At 53.0% G+C, this 19,679-nt stretch carries 18 protein-coding genes; 11 read left to right on the forward strand and 7 right to left on the reverse strand.

The features are described 5' to 3' along the window. Positions 1 to 12 precede the first annotated feature (12 nt). A complete protein-coding gene (locus tag AAC599_RS13725) occupies positions 13 to 807 on the forward strand; it encodes a TIGR03084 family metal-binding protein (protein ID WP_340150967.1) in 795 nt (264 codons plus the stop codon). Positions 808 to 833: 26 nt separating this feature from the next. Continuing rightward, positions 834 to 2,867: an NADPH-dependent 2,4-dienoyl-CoA reductase gene (locus AAC599_RS13730; RefSeq protein ID WP_340150968.1), complete on the forward strand. Its 2,034-nt coding sequence runs from the start codon at positions 834 to 836 to the stop codon at positions 2,865 to 2,867. A gap of 32 nt (positions 2,868 to 2,899) precedes the next feature. On the opposite strand, the gene AAC599_RS13735 is transcribed toward AAC599_RS13730, so the two are convergent. Then, positions 2,900 to 4,045, reverse strand: coding sequence for an acyl-CoA dehydrogenase family protein (locus tag AAC599_RS13735; RefSeq protein ID WP_340150969.1), 1,146 nt, complete (start codon positions 4,043 to 4,045; stop codon positions 2,900 to 2,902). A 175-nt stretch (positions 4,046 to 4,220) separates the two neighbouring features. Between AAC599_RS13735 and AAC599_RS13740 the strand changes: the two genes are divergently transcribed. The 7 genes from AAC599_RS13740 to AAC599_RS13770 all read left to right on the forward strand — a co-directional run bounded on the left by AAC599_RS13740 (position 4,221) and on the right by AAC599_RS13770 (position 12,276). Then, a complete protein-coding gene (locus tag AAC599_RS13740) occupies positions 4,221 to 4,835 on the forward strand; it encodes a TetR/AcrR family transcriptional regulator (protein WP_340151013.1) in 615 nt (204 codons plus the stop codon). 39 nt (positions 4,836 to 4,874) lie between these two features. Then, a complete protein-coding gene (locus tag AAC599_RS13745) occupies positions 4,875 to 5,702 on the forward strand; it encodes an enoyl-CoA hydratase-related protein (RefSeq protein WP_340150970.1) in 828 nt (275 codons plus the stop codon). Between the two features lie 5 nt (positions 5,703 to 5,707). Next, positions 5,708 to 7,519, forward strand: a complete 1,812-nt coding sequence (locus AAC599_RS13750; RefSeq protein WP_340150971.1) for an acyclic terpene utilization AtuA family protein — start codon at positions 5,708 to 5,710, stop codon at positions 7,517 to 7,519. Positions 7,520 to 7,554: 35 nt separating this feature from the next. After that, positions 7,555 to 9,654 carry an acetate--CoA ligase family protein gene (locus AAC599_RS13755; protein WP_340150972.1) on the forward strand — a complete coding sequence of 700 codons (2,100 nt, stop codon included), beginning with the start codon at positions 7,555 to 7,557 and terminating at the stop codon, positions 9,652 to 9,654. Beyond that, entirely contained in the window at positions 9,651 to 10,856 is a 1,206-nt protein-coding gene (locus AAC599_RS13760) for a CoA transferase (RefSeq protein ID WP_340150973.1), read from the forward strand. Before AAC599_RS13755 ends, AAC599_RS13760 begins: the two co-directional genes overlap by 4 nt. 174 nt (positions 10,857 to 11,030) lie before the next feature. After that, complete coding sequence (locus tag AAC599_RS13765) at positions 11,031 to 11,693, forward strand: rhomboid family intramembrane serine protease (RefSeq protein ID WP_340150974.1); 663 nt, start codon at positions 11,031 to 11,033, stop codon at positions 11,691 to 11,693. Positions 11,694 to 11,799: 106 nt separating this feature from the next. Next, positions 11,800 to 12,276 carry a YHS domain-containing (seleno)protein gene (locus tag AAC599_RS13770; protein ID WP_340150975.1) on the forward strand — a complete coding sequence of 159 codons (477 nt, stop codon included), beginning with the start codon at positions 11,800 to 11,802 and terminating at the stop codon, positions 12,274 to 12,276. Positions 12,277 to 12,358: 82 nt separating this feature from the next. Here the strand turns inward: AAC599_RS13770 and AAC599_RS13775 are convergent, their stop codons facing one another. The 4 genes from AAC599_RS13775 to AAC599_RS13790 form a co-directional block, all read right to left on the reverse strand. Beyond that, complete coding sequence (locus tag AAC599_RS13775) at positions 12,359 to 12,853, reverse strand: DUF934 domain-containing protein (protein ID WP_340150976.1); 495 nt, start codon at positions 12,851 to 12,853, stop codon at positions 12,359 to 12,361. Continuing rightward, positions 12,846 to 14,498 carry a nitrite/sulfite reductase gene (locus AAC599_RS13780; RefSeq protein WP_340150977.1) on the reverse strand — a complete coding sequence of 551 codons (1,653 nt, stop codon included), beginning with the start codon at positions 14,496 to 14,498 and terminating at the stop codon, positions 12,846 to 12,848. The genes AAC599_RS13775 and AAC599_RS13780 overlap by 8 nt, the downstream gene beginning before the upstream one ends. Before the next feature lie 14 nt (positions 14,499 to 14,512). After that, positions 14,513 to 14,827 (reverse strand): DUF2849 domain-containing protein, encoded by a 315-nt coding sequence (locus AAC599_RS13785; RefSeq protein ID WP_340150978.1) that lies wholly within the window; start codon positions 14,825 to 14,827, stop codon positions 14,513 to 14,515. Between the two features lie 132 nt (positions 14,828 to 14,959). Next, positions 14,960 to 15,709, reverse strand: coding sequence for a phosphoadenylyl-sulfate reductase (locus tag AAC599_RS13790; protein ID WP_340150979.1), 750 nt, complete (start codon positions 15,707 to 15,709; stop codon positions 14,960 to 14,962). A gap of 173 nt (positions 15,710 to 15,882) precedes the next feature. Between AAC599_RS13790 and AAC599_RS13795 the strand changes: the two genes are divergently transcribed. Beyond that, complete coding sequence (locus AAC599_RS13795) at positions 15,883 to 16,662, forward strand: thermonuclease family protein (RefSeq protein WP_340150980.1); 780 nt, start codon at positions 15,883 to 15,885, stop codon at positions 16,660 to 16,662. 6 nt (positions 16,663 to 16,668) lie between these two features. Next, positions 16,669 to 18,165 carry a M48 family metalloprotease gene (locus AAC599_RS13800; RefSeq protein ID WP_340150981.1) on the forward strand — a complete coding sequence of 499 codons (1,497 nt, stop codon included), beginning with the start codon at positions 16,669 to 16,671 and terminating at the stop codon, positions 18,163 to 18,165. 11 nt (positions 18,166 to 18,176) lie between these two features. Here AAC599_RS13800 and AAC599_RS13805 read toward each other — a convergent pair whose 3' ends face one another. Continuing rightward, on the reverse strand, positions 18,177 to 18,992 hold the full coding sequence (locus AAC599_RS13805; protein WP_340150982.1) for a hypothetical protein: 816 nt from the start codon (positions 18,990 to 18,992) through the stop codon (positions 18,177 to 18,179). A 120-nt stretch (positions 18,993 to 19,112) separates the two neighbouring features. Next, positions 19,113 to 19,610 (reverse strand): CarD family transcriptional regulator, encoded by a 498-nt coding sequence (locus AAC599_RS13810; protein ID WP_293961052.1) that lies wholly within the window; start codon positions 19,608 to 19,610, stop codon positions 19,113 to 19,115. Between the last annotated feature and the right edge of the window lie 69 nt (positions 19,611 to 19,679).

Raw genomic sequence — 19,679 nt, forward strand, 5'->3', positions numbered from 1 at the left:
GGGAGGGAGCTTATGTTAAAGGAAGCCTATGATTTCAGGGACGTAAGCGAAGCGCTTTATGAGCTCATTACTCCGTTGGGCGAAAAGGATTATGGCCGGGTGACCCTATTCCGGGACTGGACCGTAAATGATGTCATGCAGCATCTGCATTTCTTTAACTATGTGGCAGACTTGACTCTATCGGATGAAGAGGAATTCAAGAGGGTTTACGGAAAACTGAAAGGTCTTCAGGAAAAATCCGGCTCCCTGGTGGTTGCAACAGATGAAATGCTGGACGGGCTCAAGGGAATCAAGCTCCGGGATGCCTGGCGGGACTATTATATGGCAATGGCGGACCGTTTCTATGCGGCGGATCCAAAACAGCGTCTTCAATGGGTCGGACCTAGCATGAGCGCGCGGTCCAGCATTTCGGCGAGGCTGATGGAAACCTGGTCCCATGCGCAGGAAATATATGACCTGCTGGGCGTTGAACGTGTCGAGCAGGATAATATCAAAAGCATTGCTGTTATGGGCATGAATACCTTCGGCTGGACCTTTAAAAACCGGGAAGAGGAAATACCGGAGAGGGTTCCTCATGTGCGGTTGACCGCACCCTCGGGCGCAATCTGGGAATGGAATGCCGATAATGCGGATGATATGATTGAGGGGGAGGCGGCTGAATTCTGCCAGGTTGTGACCCAGACACGCAATATCGCCGATACGAATTTGAAGGTTGAGGGAGATATCGCAACGCGGTGGATGTCCGTCGCCCAATGCTTCGCAGGTCCTGCCCGTAATCCACCAGCTCCGGGAACCCGTCATCCTTGATTGGCACATGATGAGAGAAAATTGATATGGCTGTACATAACAAATATCCGATCCTTTTCTCCCCTCTTGATCTTGGCTTTACAAAAATCAAGAACCGCGCGCTCATGGGGTCCATGCACACGGGCCTTGAAGAAATCGAAAACGGTTTTGAGCGCATGGCGGCCTATTTCGCGGAGCGCGCCCGCGGCGGCGTCGGGATGATTATTACGGGCGGCATTGCACCAAATGCGGAAGGCGGGATGGGCGCAAAGCTCTCCAACGCGGAAGAGGTGGAGCAGCATCGGTTGGTGACGGATGCCGTGCATGCGGCGGACCCGGAGACAAAAATATGCATGCAAATCCTTCATATGGGGCCGCTTGCCCGCAATGACAGTCCCGTTGCACCATCGGCTATCCGCTCGCGTATTGCCAGTAAAACGCCGCGTGAACTGGACGAAGCCGGAATAGAAAAACAGATAGCGGACATGGTGAATTGCGCCGTTTGTGCGCAGAAAGCAGGCTATGACGGCGTGGAGATGATTGGTTCCGCCGGGTATCTGCTCAGCACCTTTCTTGTCGAGAAGACGAACCAGCGAACTGATAAATGGGGCGGCTCCTACGAAAACCGGATGCGGTTCCCGGTTGAGGTCATGCGCCGGATACGGGAGGCCGTGGGCCCGAATTTTATCCTCATATTTCGTATAGCGGCTATGGACATGTTGCAGGGTGGCATGTCACGCGATGAAATTATCGAGCTTGCCAAGAAGATTGAAAACGTCGGTGTCAATATTATCAGCACGCATTTCACCTGGCATGAGGCTGCGGTGCCGACAATTGCCACCATGGTGCCGCGCGCTGCCTTTACCCAGGTGACGGGACGGCTTCGCAAGGAGCTCAATATCCCGATGATCACGAGCAACCGCATCAATATGCCGGAAGTGGCGGAGGAAGTCTTGCGGCGGGGAGACGCTGATATTGTCTCCATGGCTCGGCCGATGCTGGCAGATGCAGACCTCGTCAACAAGGCCTTCGAGGGCCGGGAAGATGAAATTAATACCTGTATCGCCTGTAATCAGGCTTGCCTGGATCATACATTCAATGGAATGGAGGTGAGCTGTCTTGTTAACCCGCGTGCCTGCCATGAAACAATCCTGAATTACGAGCCGACGGAAGCGCAGAAGAAGATTGCAGTTGTCGGCGCGGGACCGGCGGGACTGGCTTATGCGGAGGTTGCGGCCAGGCGCGGTCACAGCGTCACAATCTATGATGCGGCACCGGAGATCGGCGGCCAGTTTAACCTGGCGAAACGTATCCCCGGCAAGGAAGAGTTTTATGAGACTATTCGCTATTTCAACAAGATGATCGAAAAGCGGGGAATAGAGCTGCATCTCAATACCAAGGCGACCACGGATATGCTGGAGCGGGCGGGGTATGACAAAGTCATTGTCGCGACCGGTATTTCGCCGCGTATCCCGGATGTTGAAGGTATTACCCATCCTAAAGTCATCAGCTATATCGATGCTATCACCGGCGTGAAGCCTGTCGGAAAGACGGTGGCCATCATGGGGGCGGGTGGTATCGGTTTCGATGTCGCTGAGAATATAATGCATGCCGGAAAATCTGCGGCTCTTGATGTTGATATCTTCGCCCGGGAATGGGGTATTGATTTTGAAAATCATCCGCGTGGCGGCGTTACGGGTGTGGAGCCTGTGGTTGCGAGGGCGGATCGGGACGTGACGTTATTACAGCGAAAGACCTCTCCGGTCGGACGGGGCCTTGGAAAGACGACCGGCTGGACCCATCGTATTTCTCTTGCACGCCGTGGCGTCAAGATGATCAACGGCGTTGAGTATCTGAAAGTCGATGACGACGGCTTGCATCTCCGAATCAGTGATCAGTATGAAATTCTGGATGTGGACACCATCATCGTTTGCGCGGGCCAGCTTCCTTTGCGAACCCTTTATGACGAATTGATCGAAAGAGGAGTCGACGCAGAGCTTGTTGGTGGTGCTTATGAGGCCATGGAGCTTGACGCCAAGCGCGCGATCAATCAGGCAAGTTATCTGGCTGCTGCGGTTTAGACATTTTCGTTGTGCAATGCTTTGCCGACAGTCTAGTCCGGCGAAATCCCCATCAGTTTTGTGATGACCTTCAGCATGATTTCGTCGGCGCCACCGCCAATTGATGTAAGACGGAAATCCCGGAATTTGCGGGAAATGGAAGATTCCCACATATATCCCTGTCCTCCCCAGTACTGCAGGCAGCTATCCATGACCTCCCGCTGTAGTCGACCGACTTTCAGCTTTGCCATCGACGCGAGTTTGGTTACATCCTCTCCGGATACATAGCGCTCTACTGCGTGATAGGTGAGGGCGCGCAGGGCTTCTACCTCCGTTTGAAGTTCTGCCAGCCGGTAATTGACGACCTGATTGTCCAGGATGGACTTGCCGAAGGCCTTGCGCTCGCGGGTATATTCAATCGTCTCGTTGATCGCCTCTTCCATGACGCGGGGGCCGCGTGCAGCTGCGAAAAGGCGTTCTTCCTGAAATTGCTGCATCTGGTAGATGAAGCCCCGGCCTTCCTCGCCGATGCGGTTTTTCTGGGGAACGCGGACATCATCAAAAAATAATTGCGCCGTATCTGACGACATCATGCCGATTTTGCGGATTTTGTGTTTGGTAATGCCGGGGCTGTCCATCGGGACAATGATCAGGGTCTTGTTCTTATGGACCGGTCCGCCCCCCGTGTTCGCGAGAAGGCATATCCAGTCGGCCTGAAGGCCGTTGGTGATGTACATTTTCGATCCATTAATCACATAGTCATCGCCGTCTTTTCTCGCTGTTGTCTTCAGGCTGGCCACATCAGATCCGGCAGCGGCCTCGGTCACACCGACACAGCCGACCATGTCTCCGGCAATGGCGGGGGCGAGATAATTCCGACGAAGTTCATCCGACCCGTAACGGGCGAGGGCCGGGGTCGACATATTGGTCTGCACACCGATGGCCATGGCGACACCACCACAGGCAATATATCCCAATGCTTCGGAGGAGACGGCCTCATATGAATAATCGAGTCCGCTCCCGCCGAATTCAACGGGCTTGCTGATACCCAAAAACCCCATATCTCCCATCTTCTTGAAAAGTTCATGGGCGGGGAATTGCTCTGCCTCTTCCCATTCATCGACATGAGGGTTGATTTCAGCCTCAATGAATTTCTTCAGACTTTCGGTAAGCTCCCGGTGTTCCTGGGTGAATTGCATTGTTATGTAACTTTCTTATTCCGCAGAATATTAATTTGATCTGCCGACCCTTTTTTGGGATTGCGTTTTGTATGTTATAAAACTAACATTCATGAATGAATGTTACAAACAGTAAATTGCTTGACTGCTCAAGAAGTTCTTTTGTGGGTGGGCAGGAAGATTTTTTTTGACTGAAGTGCATATGGAAAAGGGCGAAGGGCGCCGAAGTCAGGAAGAGCGTCGGGCGGAAACCCGGGCGCGCCTGGTGGATGCAACAATCAAGCTGCTCAATGAAAAGGGCGCTGGACAACTCACTATGGAGGAGGTCGCGCGGGAAGCCGGTTTGACACGTGGCGCCATTCAATATCATTTCGAAAACCCGAAAGCGCTTCTGGTTGAAAGCATATTTGAAATTGCCGAGCGGCTCAGCCATCACCTGGATGCGGAGGCTCTCGTGCGCCTGCCATTAGAGGAGCGAATTGACCGCATCGTCGATAACTACTGGCAGGGTTTTGGCGGCACCAATTATACGGCTTTTATCGAAATAGCGATGCGCGGTCGGCAGGATGCGGAGTTTGAATCGGCGATAACGAGCGCACTGGCGGAAGTTGACAAAAAAAGAGCTATTGTCTGGCAGGCTGTTTTTGCCGATAGTGGGCGCAACAGGGAAGAAATCCAGTCTTGGCGCCGAATGTTGATGATAACATTGCGGGGCTTGGCGCTGACAAAAATGATTTCGGGAGATTGGGAAAAAGTTTCACTGCACATCGATCAGTTTAAGGATATGCTTAAAAGATACCTGACCGAATAAATTCGCGCAGGTGATGCAAAAATAAGAAAGAAAAAGAAGATGCATAAACTACCGGATTGTGAGTTCTTGAAGCTCGATGTTTTAGGTCCGCGTCTTAACTTGACGTTTAACCGCCCTGATCAGCGGAACGCGATCAACAGCAAGATGGGCGCGGAGTTTGCATCAGTTGTCGATTGGCTTGAGAATACGCCGGATGTCAGGGTCGTCGTTTTGCGCGGGGCCGGCGGGCATTTCTGTGCTGGCGGTGATATCAAGGAACGCCGCAATATGGCGGAGGACGTGGTCACTGCAGACAGAGACCCGATCATGGAGCGGAACCAGTCCGCGGGATTGGCATTCCTGAAATTTGAGAACCTTCCGCAAACGACCATTGCGGTTGTCGAAGGATCGGCATTCGGCGGCGGCATGGGCTATGCCTGTCTGGCAGACATTACAATTGTTGCCGAAGGCGCTCGAATGGGAATGCCGGAAACGACGCTGGGGGTCGCGCCGGCGCAGATTGCCCCTTATGTGGTCAAGCGGATCGGGTTTACGCGGGCGCGTCAGCTTGCGCTCACCGCCGAGCGGTTCGATGGCGCGAAGGCATTTGAATATGGTATTGCGCAATATCTCGCGGCAGACAATGAGATTGACCATATGCTGGAAGAGGTTGTTGCGCGGGTACTTAAATGTGGTCCGATGGCAAATGCGGCGACCAAGGCGATCATGCTGAAGGTGGGGTCATTGCCCGACGAAGAGATGATCCGTTTTTCCGCCAGGAAATTCTCTGAACTCAATCGCGGCACGGAAGGCAAGGAAGGGCAGTCGGCGTTCGCCGAAAAACGGAAACCTGCCTGGCAAGTTGCCGGTGATGATGTGAAAGGGTGACGCTCATGACACAGGCAAAAAATATCCGCATCGGTGGGGCCTCGGGTTATTGGGGTGACTCTCAGGAAGCTCCAAGACAGCTAGTGATGAAAGGGGATCTTGACTATCTCGTGTTCGATTATCTCGCGGAAGTCACGATGTCCATTCTGGTGCGCGCGAAAGAAAAATCTCCCGATCAGGGCTATGCCCGTGACTTTGTGGACCTCGCGATGAAGCCACTTCTGCATGAGATCAAATCGCGCGGGATCAAGGTTGTCGCGAACGCGGGCGGAGTCAATGTAGCGGCCTGCGCTGCGGCGCTTGAGAAGGTGGCCAATGAAGCGGGGGTCGATCTCAAGATCGGAACGGTTGATGGCGATAATCTAGCGGATGAGATTGATACTCTGCGACGTGAAGGTGTCACGGAAATGTTTTCAGGCGCGGAGATGCCCGAAGGAATGATCAGCGCTAATGCCTATCTTGGTGCCTTTCCAATTGCTGCCGCGCTGGATAACGGGGCTGATGTTGTCATCACCGGCCGCTGCGTCGACAGCGCCGTGACACTAGGTCCATTGATCCATGAGTTCGGCTGGACTGTTGATGATTATGATAAACTCGCGGCCGGGACATTGGCCGGACATATTCTTGAATGCGGTGCGCAGGCGACCGGGGGTAACTTCACGGATTGGCAGGATGTCGTGGGTGGCTGGGATGACATGGGCTACCCCATTGCCGTATGCCGGGAAGACGGAACATTCGCGATCACAAAACCCGACGGGACCGGCGGACTTGTCTCTCGCCTGACAGTTGGGGAGCAGATCCTGTACGAAATCGGTGATCCTTCGGCATATATCATGCCAGACGTGATTTGCGATTTTTCCAACGCGACCCTGACGGAAACGAAGAAGGACTGGCTGGAAGTGGCGAATGTAAAAGGTCGGCCGCCGACCTCCAGCTATAAAGTCTCCGGCACCTACAAGGACGGCTTTCGCGCAACCGCCTCAACGGTGATTACGGGCTTTGACGCTGTCGAGAAAGGGCGCGCATTTGCGGATGCCCTGATCAAGCGTACAAGGCGGCTTTTCGTGGAGCGAAATCTGGGGGACTATCGGGATACGGCCGTACATATTATCGGGTCTCAGACATTGTGGGGTCAGAATGCAGAGGAAGCCGCCGCCGCTTCAAAGGAAATCGTTACGCAGATTGACGTGCGTCATGATGAGCGCGCGGCGATCGATCTGTTCTCCAAGGAAACAACGGGCGTTGGCCTTTCCATGACAACCGGGCGTTGCTCTGCCGGTTCTGCGGGGCGGCCTAAGATCACGCCGGTTGTCACTCAGTTCGCTTTTCAGATAGATAAAGCGCGTATTGATCCAAAAGTGTACATCAACAATAAACCGGTTAAATATAAAAATCCGGTTCCAGCGGAATTTTCAGCCATGCCGACACCTGCACATGCGCCGCAGGATGCAGTATCCGACAGGGCGCCCGACACGATAGTTGAAGTGCCTTTGATCAAGCTCGCCGCGGGACGAAGCGGGGACAAGGGCAATAACGCAAATGTCGGCATTATCGCCCGCAAAGCGGATTACCTACCATGGATCAAGAAGAGCGCAACGGAGGAGGCGGTCAGGAACTATTTTGGCCATGTTGTCGAGGGCGAGGTCATGCGGTTCGATTTGCCGGGAATGAATGCCGTGAATTTTCTGCTGACGGACTGCCTTGGTGGTGGTGGGACGTCCACGCTGCATCTTGATAATCTTGCGAAGACTTATGCGCAGCAGCTTTTGGCTCTGCCCATCAAGGTTCCGGCTCAATTGGCCGAAGGGCTTAACTAATTAAACTTATAACGAAGGAATAATAAGGAAACAAGATGACCCATCCACTTGAGCCTATGCTCCGGCCTAAATCTGTTGCTGTTATTGGCGCATCGAACACACCGTCGCGTATCGGTGGCCGACCCATTCACGCCATGAAAACGGCGGGCTATAAAGGTGAAATTTACCCCGTAAATCCAAACTACGACACCATTCAGGATTTGCCTGCTTACGCCAGAATTCAGGATGTTCCGAAGGATGTGGATTGTGCGATTATTGCCGTTTCCGCGAAGGTGGCTGTTCAGACGCTGAGGGATTGCGCCGATCATGGCGTGAAAAGTGCGGTTATGTTTACCTCTGGTTTTGCGGAACAGAGTGAGGAAGGCGCGCAGGCGCAGCGCGAAATTTCTGAGATCGCCCGGACAAGTGGCATGCGGATTGTCGGCCCCAACTGCCTTGGTGTCTTCAATATCAGTGCAGGATGGTATGGGACCTTCAGTAATGCCCCAGGAGCTTTGCTGCTGCCGCCTGGTCCGATTGGAATTGTCAGTCAGAGCGGGGCCTACGGGGCGCATGTCTTTACGGTTTCCCAGCTTCGTGGGGTTGGCGCGAACTACTGGGTGACGACAGGCAATGAATCTGATGTCGATGTGGCGGAAGTAATCGAGTATTACGCCCAGAATCCGGAAGTGAAGGTCATTCTTGCCTATGCGGAGGGAATGAAAAATGCTGATCGTGTGTGTAGCGCTCTTGAGAAGGCGCGGGATGCGCAGAAACCTGTGATCTTCATGAAGGTTGGCAAGACCGAGGCGGGAGCGGCGGCGGCGGCGTCGCATACCGCGTCACTCGCCGGGGCGGACGCCGTTTATGATGCGCTTTTCAAACAGTACGGCGTATATCGTGCGGAAACGACCGAGGAATTTGTCGATATAGCCTATGCCTGTCAGTTCGGAAAATATCCAAAAGGCCGCAAGATCGATCTGCAGACCATTTCCGGCGGTGTTGGCGTTCAGATGGCGGATGCATCCGTCAAATACGGGTTGGAAGTCACGCCATTACCTGCTGCGACGCAGAAAAAGCTGAAGGAAATTATACCTTTCGCCGGAGTCAATAATCCGGTGGATTTCACGGCGCAGGCGCTGAATGATCCGAAGCTGATGGAAACCAATATCCGGATGACGATTGAGGAAGCGGATTTCGACAGCCATATTGTCTATCTCGCGGGCGTTCCGGCGTCACCTTTCACGCGGGATGCCTGTTTGCAGATTTTTACCAATGTTCGTCACGACTATCCTGACGAAGTTTTGATGATGAGTCTGATTGGTCCGAAAGAAGTCGTCTCGCCCTACGAAGATCTCAAAATACCTTGCTATGAAGACCCCTCCCTGACTGTGCGAGCAATGGCAGCGCTCAACTATTTCGGAGAGGTGTATGCGCGGGGCCGACCCGATGCGCCTCCAAAGCTGCCGAGTGGTGCATTGCCTGCGCCGACGGAACCGGTTGCCGAGCATGAAGCAAAAAAGATTCTGGGCAGTATCGGTATCCCCGTTACTCGGGAAGAGCTGGTTCAGTCAGCGGATGAGGCGGTCAAGGTCTGGCGGGATATTGGTGGTGCGATCGTCATGAAGATTGCCTCGCCGGATATTCTTCACAAGACAGAAATTGGGGGCGTTCTGCTGAAGCTGAATTCGGAACAGGATGTGGCGGAGGGCTACGCGACTCTCATAGAGCGCGCCAAAAAGGCGAAACCGGAAGCAAAGATTGACGGTGTAATCGTTGCGGAAATGGTTTCGGGCGGCGTGGAAACCGTTATGGGGGTCGTTTGCGACCCGGTTTTTGGTCCGGCGGTCATGTTTGGTCTAGGCGGTGTTTTTGTTGAGGTGCTGAAAGATGTTACCTTCCGCCTTGCGCCCTTCGGTGTGGATGAGGCCTATCGGATGATTGACGAAATTCAGGGCCGGGCAATGCTCGATGGTGTTCGTGGAGCTCCGGCATCGGACTTGAAAGCTCTTGCCGAAGCACTTTCCAAACTCTCCGTCTTCGCGGCCGAGAATGCCGATACCATCGAGACGATTGATGTGAATCCCTTTATCGTTTTGCCGGAAGGAGCGGTGGCCGTAGATGCGCTGATCGTTCCAAAGGGGGGCTCGAAATGAGAGCTTATGAAGGACTGAAGATCGTTGACTTCACGCAGGTTCTGGCCGGCCCTATCAGCACACAGATGTTTTCTCTTCTCGGCGCAGAAGTCGTTAAAATCGAAGCGCCGATCAAAGGGGACCAGCTTCGTACGACACTCACCGATGCGGAGATGGTGGCCAAGCGGCTTTCGCCTGCCTTTTTAACGGTAAACCTTGGCAAGAAAAGTCTGGCCATAGACCTTAAATCAGACAAAGGGCGTGAAATAGCCTACCGGCTGATCGACGATGCAGATGTCGTGGTTGAGAACTTCCGTCCCGGCGTCGCCAAAAAGCTCGGTATTGATTACGAGACGCTGAAAAAGAGAAAGTCCGACCTCGTCTATTGCTCCATCAGTGGTTATGGCCAGGTAGGTCCGAGAAGTGGTGATAAGGCCTATGACTCAGCCATTCAAGCTGCCTCCGGGCTGTTTACACTGAATGGCCATGAGGAGTCAGGTCCGACACGCATCGGTATCATGGTGATTGATATGTTCACCGGAGCCAATGCCGCTTTTGCCATTTCATCGGCTCTATATCGGCGGGAAAAGACCGGCAAGGGTCAATATGTTGATGTTGCAATGTATGACAGCGCCCTAATGATTGCCGCTGCGCAGATGGCGGACTATATGGTGCGTGGAAACATTCCGCCTCTGATCGGCAATGAGTCGCCGACCCGGCAGCCAACGGCCGGGGTCTTCGAGACAAGTGACGGAATTGTCCTTATAGCGACCATCACGCCGGACCAGAATATTGCGATGCTGAAGGCAGCAGGCCTTATTCACATGCTGGAAGATCCGCGTTTTGCGACGTTTGAAGCGCGTCAGGCAAACCTCAAGGCCGGTCTCGAACTGGTAGGGGAGGCGATGCGGACCAAAACAACCGCCGAATGGATAGACATCATGAACAAGGCCGGTGTTGTCGTACAGGCAGTGCGAACCCTTGGTGAGGCGACTTCAGACCCGCAACTTGAACATCGCGGTATTCTGGTCACGGCCGATAACGTCCATGGATTTGATGAGGCATTGCGTCTCGTCGGGGCACCTTTTATTGCCAATGAGGACAGCCCGATGAATGTTGCGACACCTCCGGGGAAAGTCGGTCAGCATACGGAAGAGGTGCTGCGCGGGCTTGGATATGGAGACAGAGAAATTGCTAAAATTCTTGCTTTGAATGAGGGATAGCCAGCGACGGCAGGTTTTCGACCTTTATGGATAAACCGGCTGCGTGATGAGATGGCGATATGTCAAAGTACCTTCGAATCTCGGGCGGGTTTGGTGTCCTCGCGCCCTCTTGAAAAAGGGGTAAAATACTCTTATGGTCCGTCAACATATTGAAAACAATCGGACTGGGACTGCGTGACAGACGAACAGCAAAATCGGGAACCGGTCTTTAATGTACCACCTGTAACGGTGTATCTGGTTGCCGCAATTTTCATCGTTCACCTGTTGCTGACGGTTACCACTTCTGAGACATTCGGCTGGGTTTACGAAAATTTCTCTTTTCGTCCGGTCATCATATCGGCGATTTTGGAGAAGCCGACACCGGCCGACCTTGCGCATATATTTATAACGCTGAGCAGCCATATGTTCCTCCACCATGATTGGAGCCATATGATTCTGAATGCCGGAATGCTTCTGGCGTTCGGGTCCATGGTGGAACGGCAATTTGGGGCGGTGCGGTATCTGTTTCTGTACTGTATCTCTGGCTGGCTCAGTGCTGTGGCGGAATATTTTATCGCCGTGCCCAATATTGATGTCACGCTTTACGGCGCATCGGGAGCTGTGTTCGGAGCGATGGGGGCGACGACTATTATCCTCCTTCCACGTTACGGATTGCGTGGTGTGCTGACCCTGATTGCTGTCTTGCTTGGGCTTAATGTTATCATTGGCGCGACTCCGCTCGGTACGTTGCTGGTCGGGCCGGGTGCGGAGATTGCCTGGATAGCGCATGTCGCAGGATTTGTGACGGGATTCCTGATGGCTCTCCTTTATGTCGGCGGGCGGCCCACACGGCGATAGCGTTCACGCCTTTGTTATTAAATGTGGCTGGCTGCTGAAGCCTATTTCATTATCTTCTTCTCATTGCAAAGACATGGTTTTCAACCCTGCATGGGAGGTATTCAAGATGATGAACCGCTGGATTAATCTTCAAGGCATCGCAATCGCCCTTGTTGTCGCGATCATTTCCGTTGCGATGACACAGACGGCCGCAGCAGAAAAACGCTATTATAGCACTCTGTTCGGAACGGCCGTTGAAGGGTATGACGTCGTTGCCTATTTTACCGAGGGCAAACCGGTTGAGGGGAACAGCGACTACAGTGTTGAATGGAAAGGGGCCGAGTGGCATTTCGCCAATGAAGAACATAAGAAGATGTTCGAGGCTAACCCCGAAAAATACGCGCCGCAATATGGCGGCTATTGCGCCTGGGCGGTAAGTCAGGGCTATACGGCATCGACAGTTCCTGAGGCATGGAAAATCGTGGATGACAAGCTTTACCTGAACTACTCAAAAGGCGTGCAGAGCACGTGGGAGGAAGATATCCCCGGCAACATAAAGCAGGCTAATGGCAATTGGCCGGGAATTGAGAAGGATCTCGAATGAAAAAGCACCTGGCTGCCGGGGGAGCGAGAACCAGGTGCTTTCAAAAGGAGCCGCGTTGCGCGGCTCTCTTATTCCGGGAAACTTAACTCTCCCGCCGCCAGATTGGAAACTCTTCGTCACTGGCAGGTTGATAGGTTACTGTCATCTCGTCAAAGGCTTTTAGCGAGTTCGCGACATCTTGATCACCCCGGAGCTCAAATCCGTTAATGCCACATCGTTGCATATAGAATAGCTGATCGTAAAGCACATCGCCAGTGGCCCGGATCTCTCCTTTGAAGCCATAACGCTCCCGCAAGAGCCTTGCCTGACTGAAGGCCCGGCCATCCGCCATTTTTGGAAATTCCAGCACGACCAGGTCGAGCCGCTCCAGATCGTCTGCAATCAGCGCGGGGTCATCGGTATTGCGCAGCAAGACACCCAGCCGTCCATTGCGTTCAAGAAGCGATTCGCGGGATTTCAGCCATTCTTCAAGTGGAACATAGATATCACCCGTCGGCAGAGAACTGCTCTCCTCCAGCCCGGTGAACGGCATCCATTCATCGTCTTCCGCTTTGCGATCCTTGATATAGTTATCCATAAAGTCGTTCCTTGAACAAGGGCTGCCCGAGCCGACGATAGGTCGTCAGGAAGGTCTCCTCCGGATCTTCGCGGTTCTCGAGGTAGACCGAAAGCACCTTGTCAATGGCATCAACGATTTGGTCCGCCTCAAAAGCCGGGCCAATAATCTTGCCAATCGCCGCATCTTCACGAGCGCTGCCGCCCAATGTCAACTGATAAACTTCCGTTCCCTTCTTGTTAACACCAAGAATTCCGATGTTAGCGACATGATGATGCCCACAGGCATTTATGCAACCCGAGATATTGATGCTGACATCTCCAAGGTCGTTCACATAGTCATGGTCGTCAAACCGCTCCGTAATGGCTTGAGAAATCGGAATGGACCGCGCAGTTGCCAGCGCGCAGTAGTCCAGCCCCGGGCAGGAAATGATATCCGTTACGTGATTGTAGTTCGGCGTCGCAAGATCAAGCGCTACCAGTTCTTCCCATAGCGCCGGCAGGTCTTTCAGCTTCACATCGGAGAGCACGAGATTTTGCCGATGAGTAGTGCGAATTTGCCCAAGGCTGTATTTATCCGCCAGGTCGGCAATCGCGTCCATCTGATCGGCTGTTACATCGCCGGGAGGTTGATGGGCTGTTTTCAGGGACAGGTATACAATCCGGTAGCCCGGCTGCTTGTGCAGCTCGATATTCTTATCGGCCCAGCGCGCGAAATCCGGGTTGCTCAGCAGAAGGTTCTCATAGTCCCCGTCTTGATCCGGCAGGCTTTCATATTCGGGGTCCTTGAAGAACCCTTTTATCCAGGCAAAATCCTCATCGCGGATAAAGAGCCCGCTGGTTTTGATCTTTTCCCACTCGGCCTCGACCAGTTCACGGAACTTTTCTTCTCCGGTTTCATGAACGAGTATCTTGATGCGGGCTTTATAAAGGTTGTCGCGCCTGCCCAGCTGATTATAGACCCGCAAGATGGCCTCAAGATAAGTCAGCATATCCTGTTTCGGGAGGAAGGGGCGAATTGTCTTTCCGATCATCGGCGTTCGGCCTAGGCCACCGCCGACGAGTACTTCAAACCCGGTTTCCCCGTTGTCATTCTTGATCAGCCGCAGGCCAATGTCATGCACGGCGACCGCTGCCCGGTCATGAATTGCGCCGCTGACGGCAATCTTGAACTTGCGTGGCAGAAAATTGAATTCGGGATGGAAGGTAGACCATTGGCGAATCAGTTCGCAATAGGGGCGGGGATCCTCAACCTCATCGCGGGCAACGCCTGCAAGCGGATCGGACGTCGTGTTGCGTATGCAGTTTCCGCTCGTCTGGATGGCGTGCATTTCCACTTTCGCCAAGTCGTCCAGAATATCCGGAACATCTTCGAGCTTTGGCCAGTTATATTGGATATTCTGTCGGGTGCTGAAATGGCCATAGCCCTTGTCGTATTTACGGGCAATATGGGCGAGTGTACGCATCTGGTCCGATGATAGCAGCCCATAGGGAATAGCAACCCGGAGCATGTAAGCATGAAGCTGCAGATACAGGCCGTTACGGAGACGTTGGTGCTTGAACTCTTCCTCGGAAAGGTCGCCCTTCACCCGTCGCTCGACCTGGCCGCGAAACTGGGCAACGCGTTCCAGCAGGAGCTGATGGTCCTGCTCTGAATATTGATACATTGGATACCTTGCCTTTAGGCGGCTTTGCGGCTCGCCCGGACTGCGTCTTGAGGCAGGCGGATCGTCGGACCGCTCGCGCGAATTTGCTCGCGCTTCGTCGAGGCGACATAGCCAGCTTCAGTTTCAAGGACGTCAATCGCGTAAGGGGCGACGACATGATTTTCAAGCTCCGATTGCTCAGCCGCCAGCTTCAGTGCTTCAAGCTCTGCGTCCGTTCCTGCAGTCGCCAGCCGTATATCGGGAGTCCAAGAAGGACTGCCGTTTTCAAGTGTAAGATACGCGACCAGACCTTCTTTCAACAGGGATGCCGTATAAACCTGCAATGCCATTGTTGTTCTCCTTATAAAGGGCTCAACATACAACAAGACGCGAGCCAATATCCTTATTTCTTATAAATGTAGATATTTATTTTAATATCGCAAGAAAAATGTGATTTAAAATTAAATCACATTAAAAATATGTTATATAGGGGTTGCCAGTCCTGATGGGCGCCGCATGTGGATGCCACATTCCGTTTTCGCTTTTCCTGCCCATCTACCGGATCTGGGGTCTGCGCCTTCAGCGACACGGCTGGTGCAGGGCATGCAGCCGATGGATTTGAACCCGTCCGCTACAAGCGGATGCGGCGGTAGGTTTTTTGCCAGAAATGCCTGCTTGATATCTTCCCCCGTCCAGTCGGCAAGGGGATTGATCTTGATAAAATCCGTATCCGCTTCGATCGTCTGAAGCCCGGACCGGGTCGCCGCTTGGAAGTTCTTGCGGCCGGTAATCCAGGCTCTAAATCCCAGATTTCCCATTTTATCCATGGCCTTATCAAGCGGCTCCACTTTGCGGATTTGACAGCATTTGTCCGGGTCTTCATTGAAAAGCATGTCGTCAGGATCAAGCCGCAATAGTACGCCGTTATCAGGGCTGATGATCCGTACATCCTCCAGTCCGAAATGATCCGTCAGTGTTTTCTGATAGCGCAATGTTTCTCCGAACAGCCGACGTGTATCGAGAAAAATTACCGGGATTGTCGGATCAACTTCGGCGACCATGTCGAGCAGGACGGCGGATTCCGCGCCGAAGGAGGACGAGAGCATTATCTTTCCGCCGAGGTCGTTGGCGACCAGCGCATCAAGCAATGCGGCGCCGGAAAGGTGACCATAGAGGCCGCGGAGCCGGGCGGCTTCCGATTCGGGGTAAAACTGGGCGCTGGAATCTGTCATTCTCTATCCAATCAATTTGTATTCCCACCATAGTTATGAGGTAAATTATTAAATATCAACTACAATTGTGTAAAAATATTTATACAATAAATATATGTAAAATAAAAAGGGCTTGCTCTTATTGTGATTGATTGCCGATGAAATAGCCGCCAGACTAGGGGCAGGAGGGAAGAATGCGTGGTCTGGGACTAGTTATTGCAGGCGTCGTGATTGGACTATGTGCCATAGCTCAGGCAGAAACGCCCCAATCTGGTCTTGTCATGCAAAAACTTGACGGCGACCGGATAGTGACGATTAAGGATTCCCGGATTGCGCTTCATGGGGTGCGGCTCGTTGATGAACACGCCGATCCTTCTCTTTACAAGGATGCCCGCCAATTTATTCTCAAATCCCTCAACGGCTTGCCTTTTGTATTAAAAGCGGAAGAATTTCGAAAGTCCGGGTCGCTTGATAATCGGTATGGTGATCTGCAAGGCCGCATCATTACATCTGACGGTGTGTGGCTTGAGGAAGCCCTGATTGCCGAGGGGTATGGTTGGTGGAGCGGGGCTCCCGGCTATCCGTTGGCCTCTCGGCAGCGCCTGATTAAGGCAGAAAAGAAGGCAGCGGAGCGGAAAGTCGGGCTCTGGCGTCAGTTCGCTGTACTGGACGCAAACCATCCCCCAAAGCAATATTGGAACGGACAATTCATTATTGCGAAGGGGGTCGTTCTCGACGTTTATAAGGGGGGCAGTACTACCTATCTTAACTTCGGGGAGGATTGGAGAACTGACTTTACGGCGGCCATATCTTCGAGTGCATGGAAAAAAATAGAGCGCGGGGACTGGAAGTTGGCGGACCTGAAGAGTAAATCAATTACGGTAAGGGGTCTCGTTCGGTTCTATAACGGCCCATATATGGAGCTGGAATTTCCGGAGCAGCTCGAAATAGAGGAAGCCGCAGGTGAAGGATAGCAACAGGTGAAGAAAAGCACATCACATAAACGCTGGCGAAAGGCCCGGCTCTTCATTGTCCCGGTGGTCGCACTTGGATTGATAGCCCCAACCAGTACACCGGCCAATGCCAACCTGTTGGATAATCTCTTCTCCGTTTTCGAGCCGCAAGATGACCAGAAAATCGGAGCGGAGCAGCATGAGCGTGTTGTTGCACAATATGGTGGTGAATATATTCATGAAGGGTTGAACGAATATATTCTCGATATTGGCCTGCGCCTTGCCTTTGTCTCGGAAATGCGGGATTTGCCTTGGCGATTCACTATTCTGAACTCACCTGTCGTCAACGCCTTTGCGCTTCCGGGCGGATATGTATATATCACGCGCGGTCTGCTGGCCCTTGCCACCAATGAAGCTGAGGTTGCTGGCGTACTCGCCCATGAAATCGGGCATGTCACGGCCCGCCATGGCGCGGCGCGCCAGTCCCGCGCAACGGGGATAGGTCTGCTGGGGGCGCTTGCAGGTGTATTGACCGGCAGTTCGATTGTTCAGGAGCTCGGGCAGCAGTTGGGCGGTCTCTATGTTGCATCCTATTCCCGGGAGCAGGAGTATGAGGCCGATCAACTCGGTGTCAGATATCTTGGAAAAGCAGGTTATCCGCGGGAGGCAATGGCGGATTTTCTGGTCCGTATGCAGGCTCAGACCGAATATATGGCGGCTCTCACAGGAAATTCCGGCGGCGGCAGCTTTGACTTCTTTGCCTCCCACCCCCAAACAGGAGATCGTATTGAACGGGCGGCAACATCGGCCACCCAAAATGCCGACGACCTGGACCGCCAGTTTGAGAAGGAGCGCTATTTAGCGGCCATTAACGGCATGCTGTATGGCGATGACCCAAAAGAAGGCATCATTCGCGGCAGAGAGTTTCTGCATCCTGTCCTTAAGTTCAAATTCATGGCGCCGGAAGGATTTCAGCTTATCAACTCTGCCCAGGCAGTCTATGCGGTTGACGGGAAGGGAAGCCAAATGGTTTTTGATCTCGGCAAACAGGCAAACACTGGGCAGTCAATGGCAAATTATTTGCAGCGGGAATGGCTCGCGAAGCTGACTGTTCCCAGTGTTAATTCTATCGAGGTTGGGGGTGCCCCGGCGGCTGTAACCCGGCTTGCACTTGATCGTAATGGAACGACTATATACCTGACGGCAGCGGCGATTGATTTTGATGATGGACGTGTCGCACGATTTGTCTATCAGAGCACCGTGTCGGACAGCAGTCTTCAGGATAGATTTACCCAGAGCTTCCAAAGCTTCCGATCGATCGATGACGCGGAAGCGGCGGCCATCAAACCGGCACAAATAGAGATTGAGGCGGTTACAAGCGATGAGAGCCTTTCTTCTATCTTGTCCGGAATGGCGGATGTGTCGAAAGACAAGAAAGCATTATTCATTCTTCTCAACCCGGCGTTTGAGGACGGGGTGCCGCCTGCGGGTCAGCAATATAAAAATATCAAGTTTGGCAGTTAAGAAATCTGAAATCAGGTTGGGACGCTAATCTGGTCGACGGTCTTGCCGTCCAGATTGAAGCAAGCGGCTTCCAATGTGCCGCCAAAACCCGAACCGCCGTCGAGCGTAATTGTATAGGGCGTCACGGTAACGCCGCCATGATGCCTTTCAAAACCGCGAATGACTTTGCGAAAACCGGCATAGGGCGTGTTGATATCTTTGAAATGGCTGTGACCCCACCAGAAGTTGTCATTTTGCTCGACGACGGGCAGATCAGGGTCGATGCCGGCATGAACAAACAGGAGTTCCCCTCCCTCCGTAAAGGCGGCGCGGCGGAGCGCGATCAGGATATCGTTGTGGCCCGGATGCTCCCGGATTTTCTCGCGAAGGCGGTTCGTCCATTTTGTCGTGGCCAGTATACCTTCACGGACATAGCGTCGGGTTTCTTCTTCTGATTCGCCATATGCCTCAAGGGTGTAGCCGATATCATTCGCAATCATCCAATTAAATACGTCGGTTGGCTGCGGCGCGAGCTGCAACTGGAGGAGGCTGCGCAGAATTTCTTCCTGCGCACCACGCAGAAAGACAATATCCTCCGGTATCATGCCGGGCATACAGAGGCGATTGATACGAAAGGAGAGAAGCTCATCAAATACAGCCTTGATGTCCGAGCCGCGACCCAAATAGTTTCCAAGATATACAAGACGATCGCCATGTTCCCATCGGCGGGAAATTTCATCATGAACAGTTACAAGCGCCGCTGCTTCCCCATGGATTGAGGCAATAGCCCAGACACGTCTGGCGGCGCTCAGGCTGCCAAATTTCTCTTTGTAACTATTTGATTTCATAGTGCTCACAATGAAACCTTGTGGAGTTGTTGGCAAGTCTCCCGAAAGATTTTCGTCAAATTATTATAAAAAAAGCCCGGAATTTCTTCCGGGCCTTGATTTATTCTTCATTTACGAAAGTCAGGCGACTTTCAAAACCTTCTGTACTTTCTCGGTGGCGGCGTCCGCCTCGATCTGTTCGACAACGGCAAGCTCACGTGAGAGCCTTACCAGGGCAGCTTCATAAATCTGCCGCTCGCTGTAAGACTGATCCGGCTGATCGTCATTCCGATGCAGGTCACGAACGACTTCCGCAATCTGTACCGGGTCACCGGAGTTGATCTTTGCTTCATATTCCTGAGCCCGGCGGCTCCACATGGTCCGCTTGATGCGAGCGCGGCCCTTTAGGGTATCGAGTGCCGACTTCATCTTCTTGGGGGAAGACAAGGCGCGCATGCCGACGTTCTTGGCTTGCTTGACAGGTACACGAAGGGTCATTTTCTCATGGGCAAAATCGACCACATACAACGTCAGGGACATGCCTGAAATTTCCTGCTCTTCTATGCTGACAACCTGTCCAACACCATGAGTTGGATAGACCACATGATCAAGCGGTGCGAAATCCATTTCTTTTGTCATTTAAGTCCTTCTCATCAACCGCGGGAATTCCCGAATTCCTGTGATGGCGCAAAAAAAAGCAGCTGCGTT

Source organism: uncultured Sneathiella sp. (genome assembly GCF_963976355.1).
Taxonomy (GTDB): domain Bacteria; phylum Pseudomonadota; class Alphaproteobacteria; order Sneathiellales; family Sneathiellaceae; genus Sneathiella.

What these genes read in the sequence shown, in the direction of transcription:
- AAC599_RS13725 (WP_340150967.1), top strand. Translation starts at nt 13, where the DNA reads ATGTTAAAGGAAGCCTATGATTTCAGGGACGTAAGCGAAGCGCTTTAT.
- AAC599_RS13730 (WP_340150968.1), top strand. Translation starts at nt 834, where the DNA reads ATGGCTGTACATAACAAATATCCGATCCTTTTCTCCCCTCTTGATCTT.
- AAC599_RS13735 (WP_340150969.1), bottom strand. Translation starts at nt 4,045, where the DNA reads ATGCAATTCACCCAGGAACACCGGGAGCTTACCGAAAGTCTGAAGAAA.
- AAC599_RS13745 (WP_340150970.1), top strand. Translation starts at nt 4,875, where the DNA reads ATGCATAAACTACCGGATTGTGAGTTCTTGAAGCTCGATGTTTTAGGT.
- AAC599_RS13750 (WP_340150971.1), top strand. Translation starts at nt 5,708, where the DNA reads ATGACACAGGCAAAAAATATCCGCATCGGTGGGGCCTCGGGTTATTGG.
- AAC599_RS13755 (WP_340150972.1), top strand. Translation starts at nt 7,555, where the DNA reads ATGACCCATCCACTTGAGCCTATGCTCCGGCCTAAATCTGTTGCTGTT.
- AAC599_RS13760 (WP_340150973.1), top strand. Translation starts at nt 9,651, where the DNA reads ATGAGAGCTTATGAAGGACTGAAGATCGTTGACTTCACGCAGGTTCTG.
- AAC599_RS13770 (WP_340150975.1), top strand. Translation starts at nt 11,800, where the DNA reads ATGATGAACCGCTGGATTAATCTTCAAGGCATCGCAATCGCCCTTGTT.
- AAC599_RS13775 (WP_340150976.1), bottom strand. Translation starts at nt 12,853, where the DNA reads ATGGATAACTATATCAAGGATCGCAAAGCGGAAGACGATGAATGGATG.
- AAC599_RS13780 (WP_340150977.1), bottom strand. Translation starts at nt 14,498, where the DNA reads ATGTATCAATATTCAGAGCAGGACCATCAGCTCCTGCTGGAACGCGTT.
- AAC599_RS13785 (WP_340150978.1), bottom strand. Translation starts at nt 14,827, where the DNA reads ATGGCATTGCAGGTTTATACGGCATCCCTGTTGAAAGAAGGTCTGGTC.
- AAC599_RS13790 (WP_340150979.1), bottom strand. Translation starts at nt 15,709, where the DNA reads ATGACAGATTCCAGCGCCCAGTTTTACCCCGAATCGGAAGCCGCCCGG.
- AAC599_RS13795 (WP_340150980.1), top strand. Translation starts at nt 15,883, where the DNA reads ATGCGTGGTCTGGGACTAGTTATTGCAGGCGTCGTGATTGGACTATGT.
- AAC599_RS13805 (WP_340150982.1), bottom strand. Translation starts at nt 18,992, where the DNA reads ATGAAATCAAATAGTTACAAAGAGAAATTTGGCAGCCTGAGCGCCGCC.
- AAC599_RS13810 (WP_293961052.1), bottom strand. Translation starts at nt 19,610, where the DNA reads ATGACAAAAGAAATGGATTTCGCACCGCTTGATCATGTGGTCTATCCA.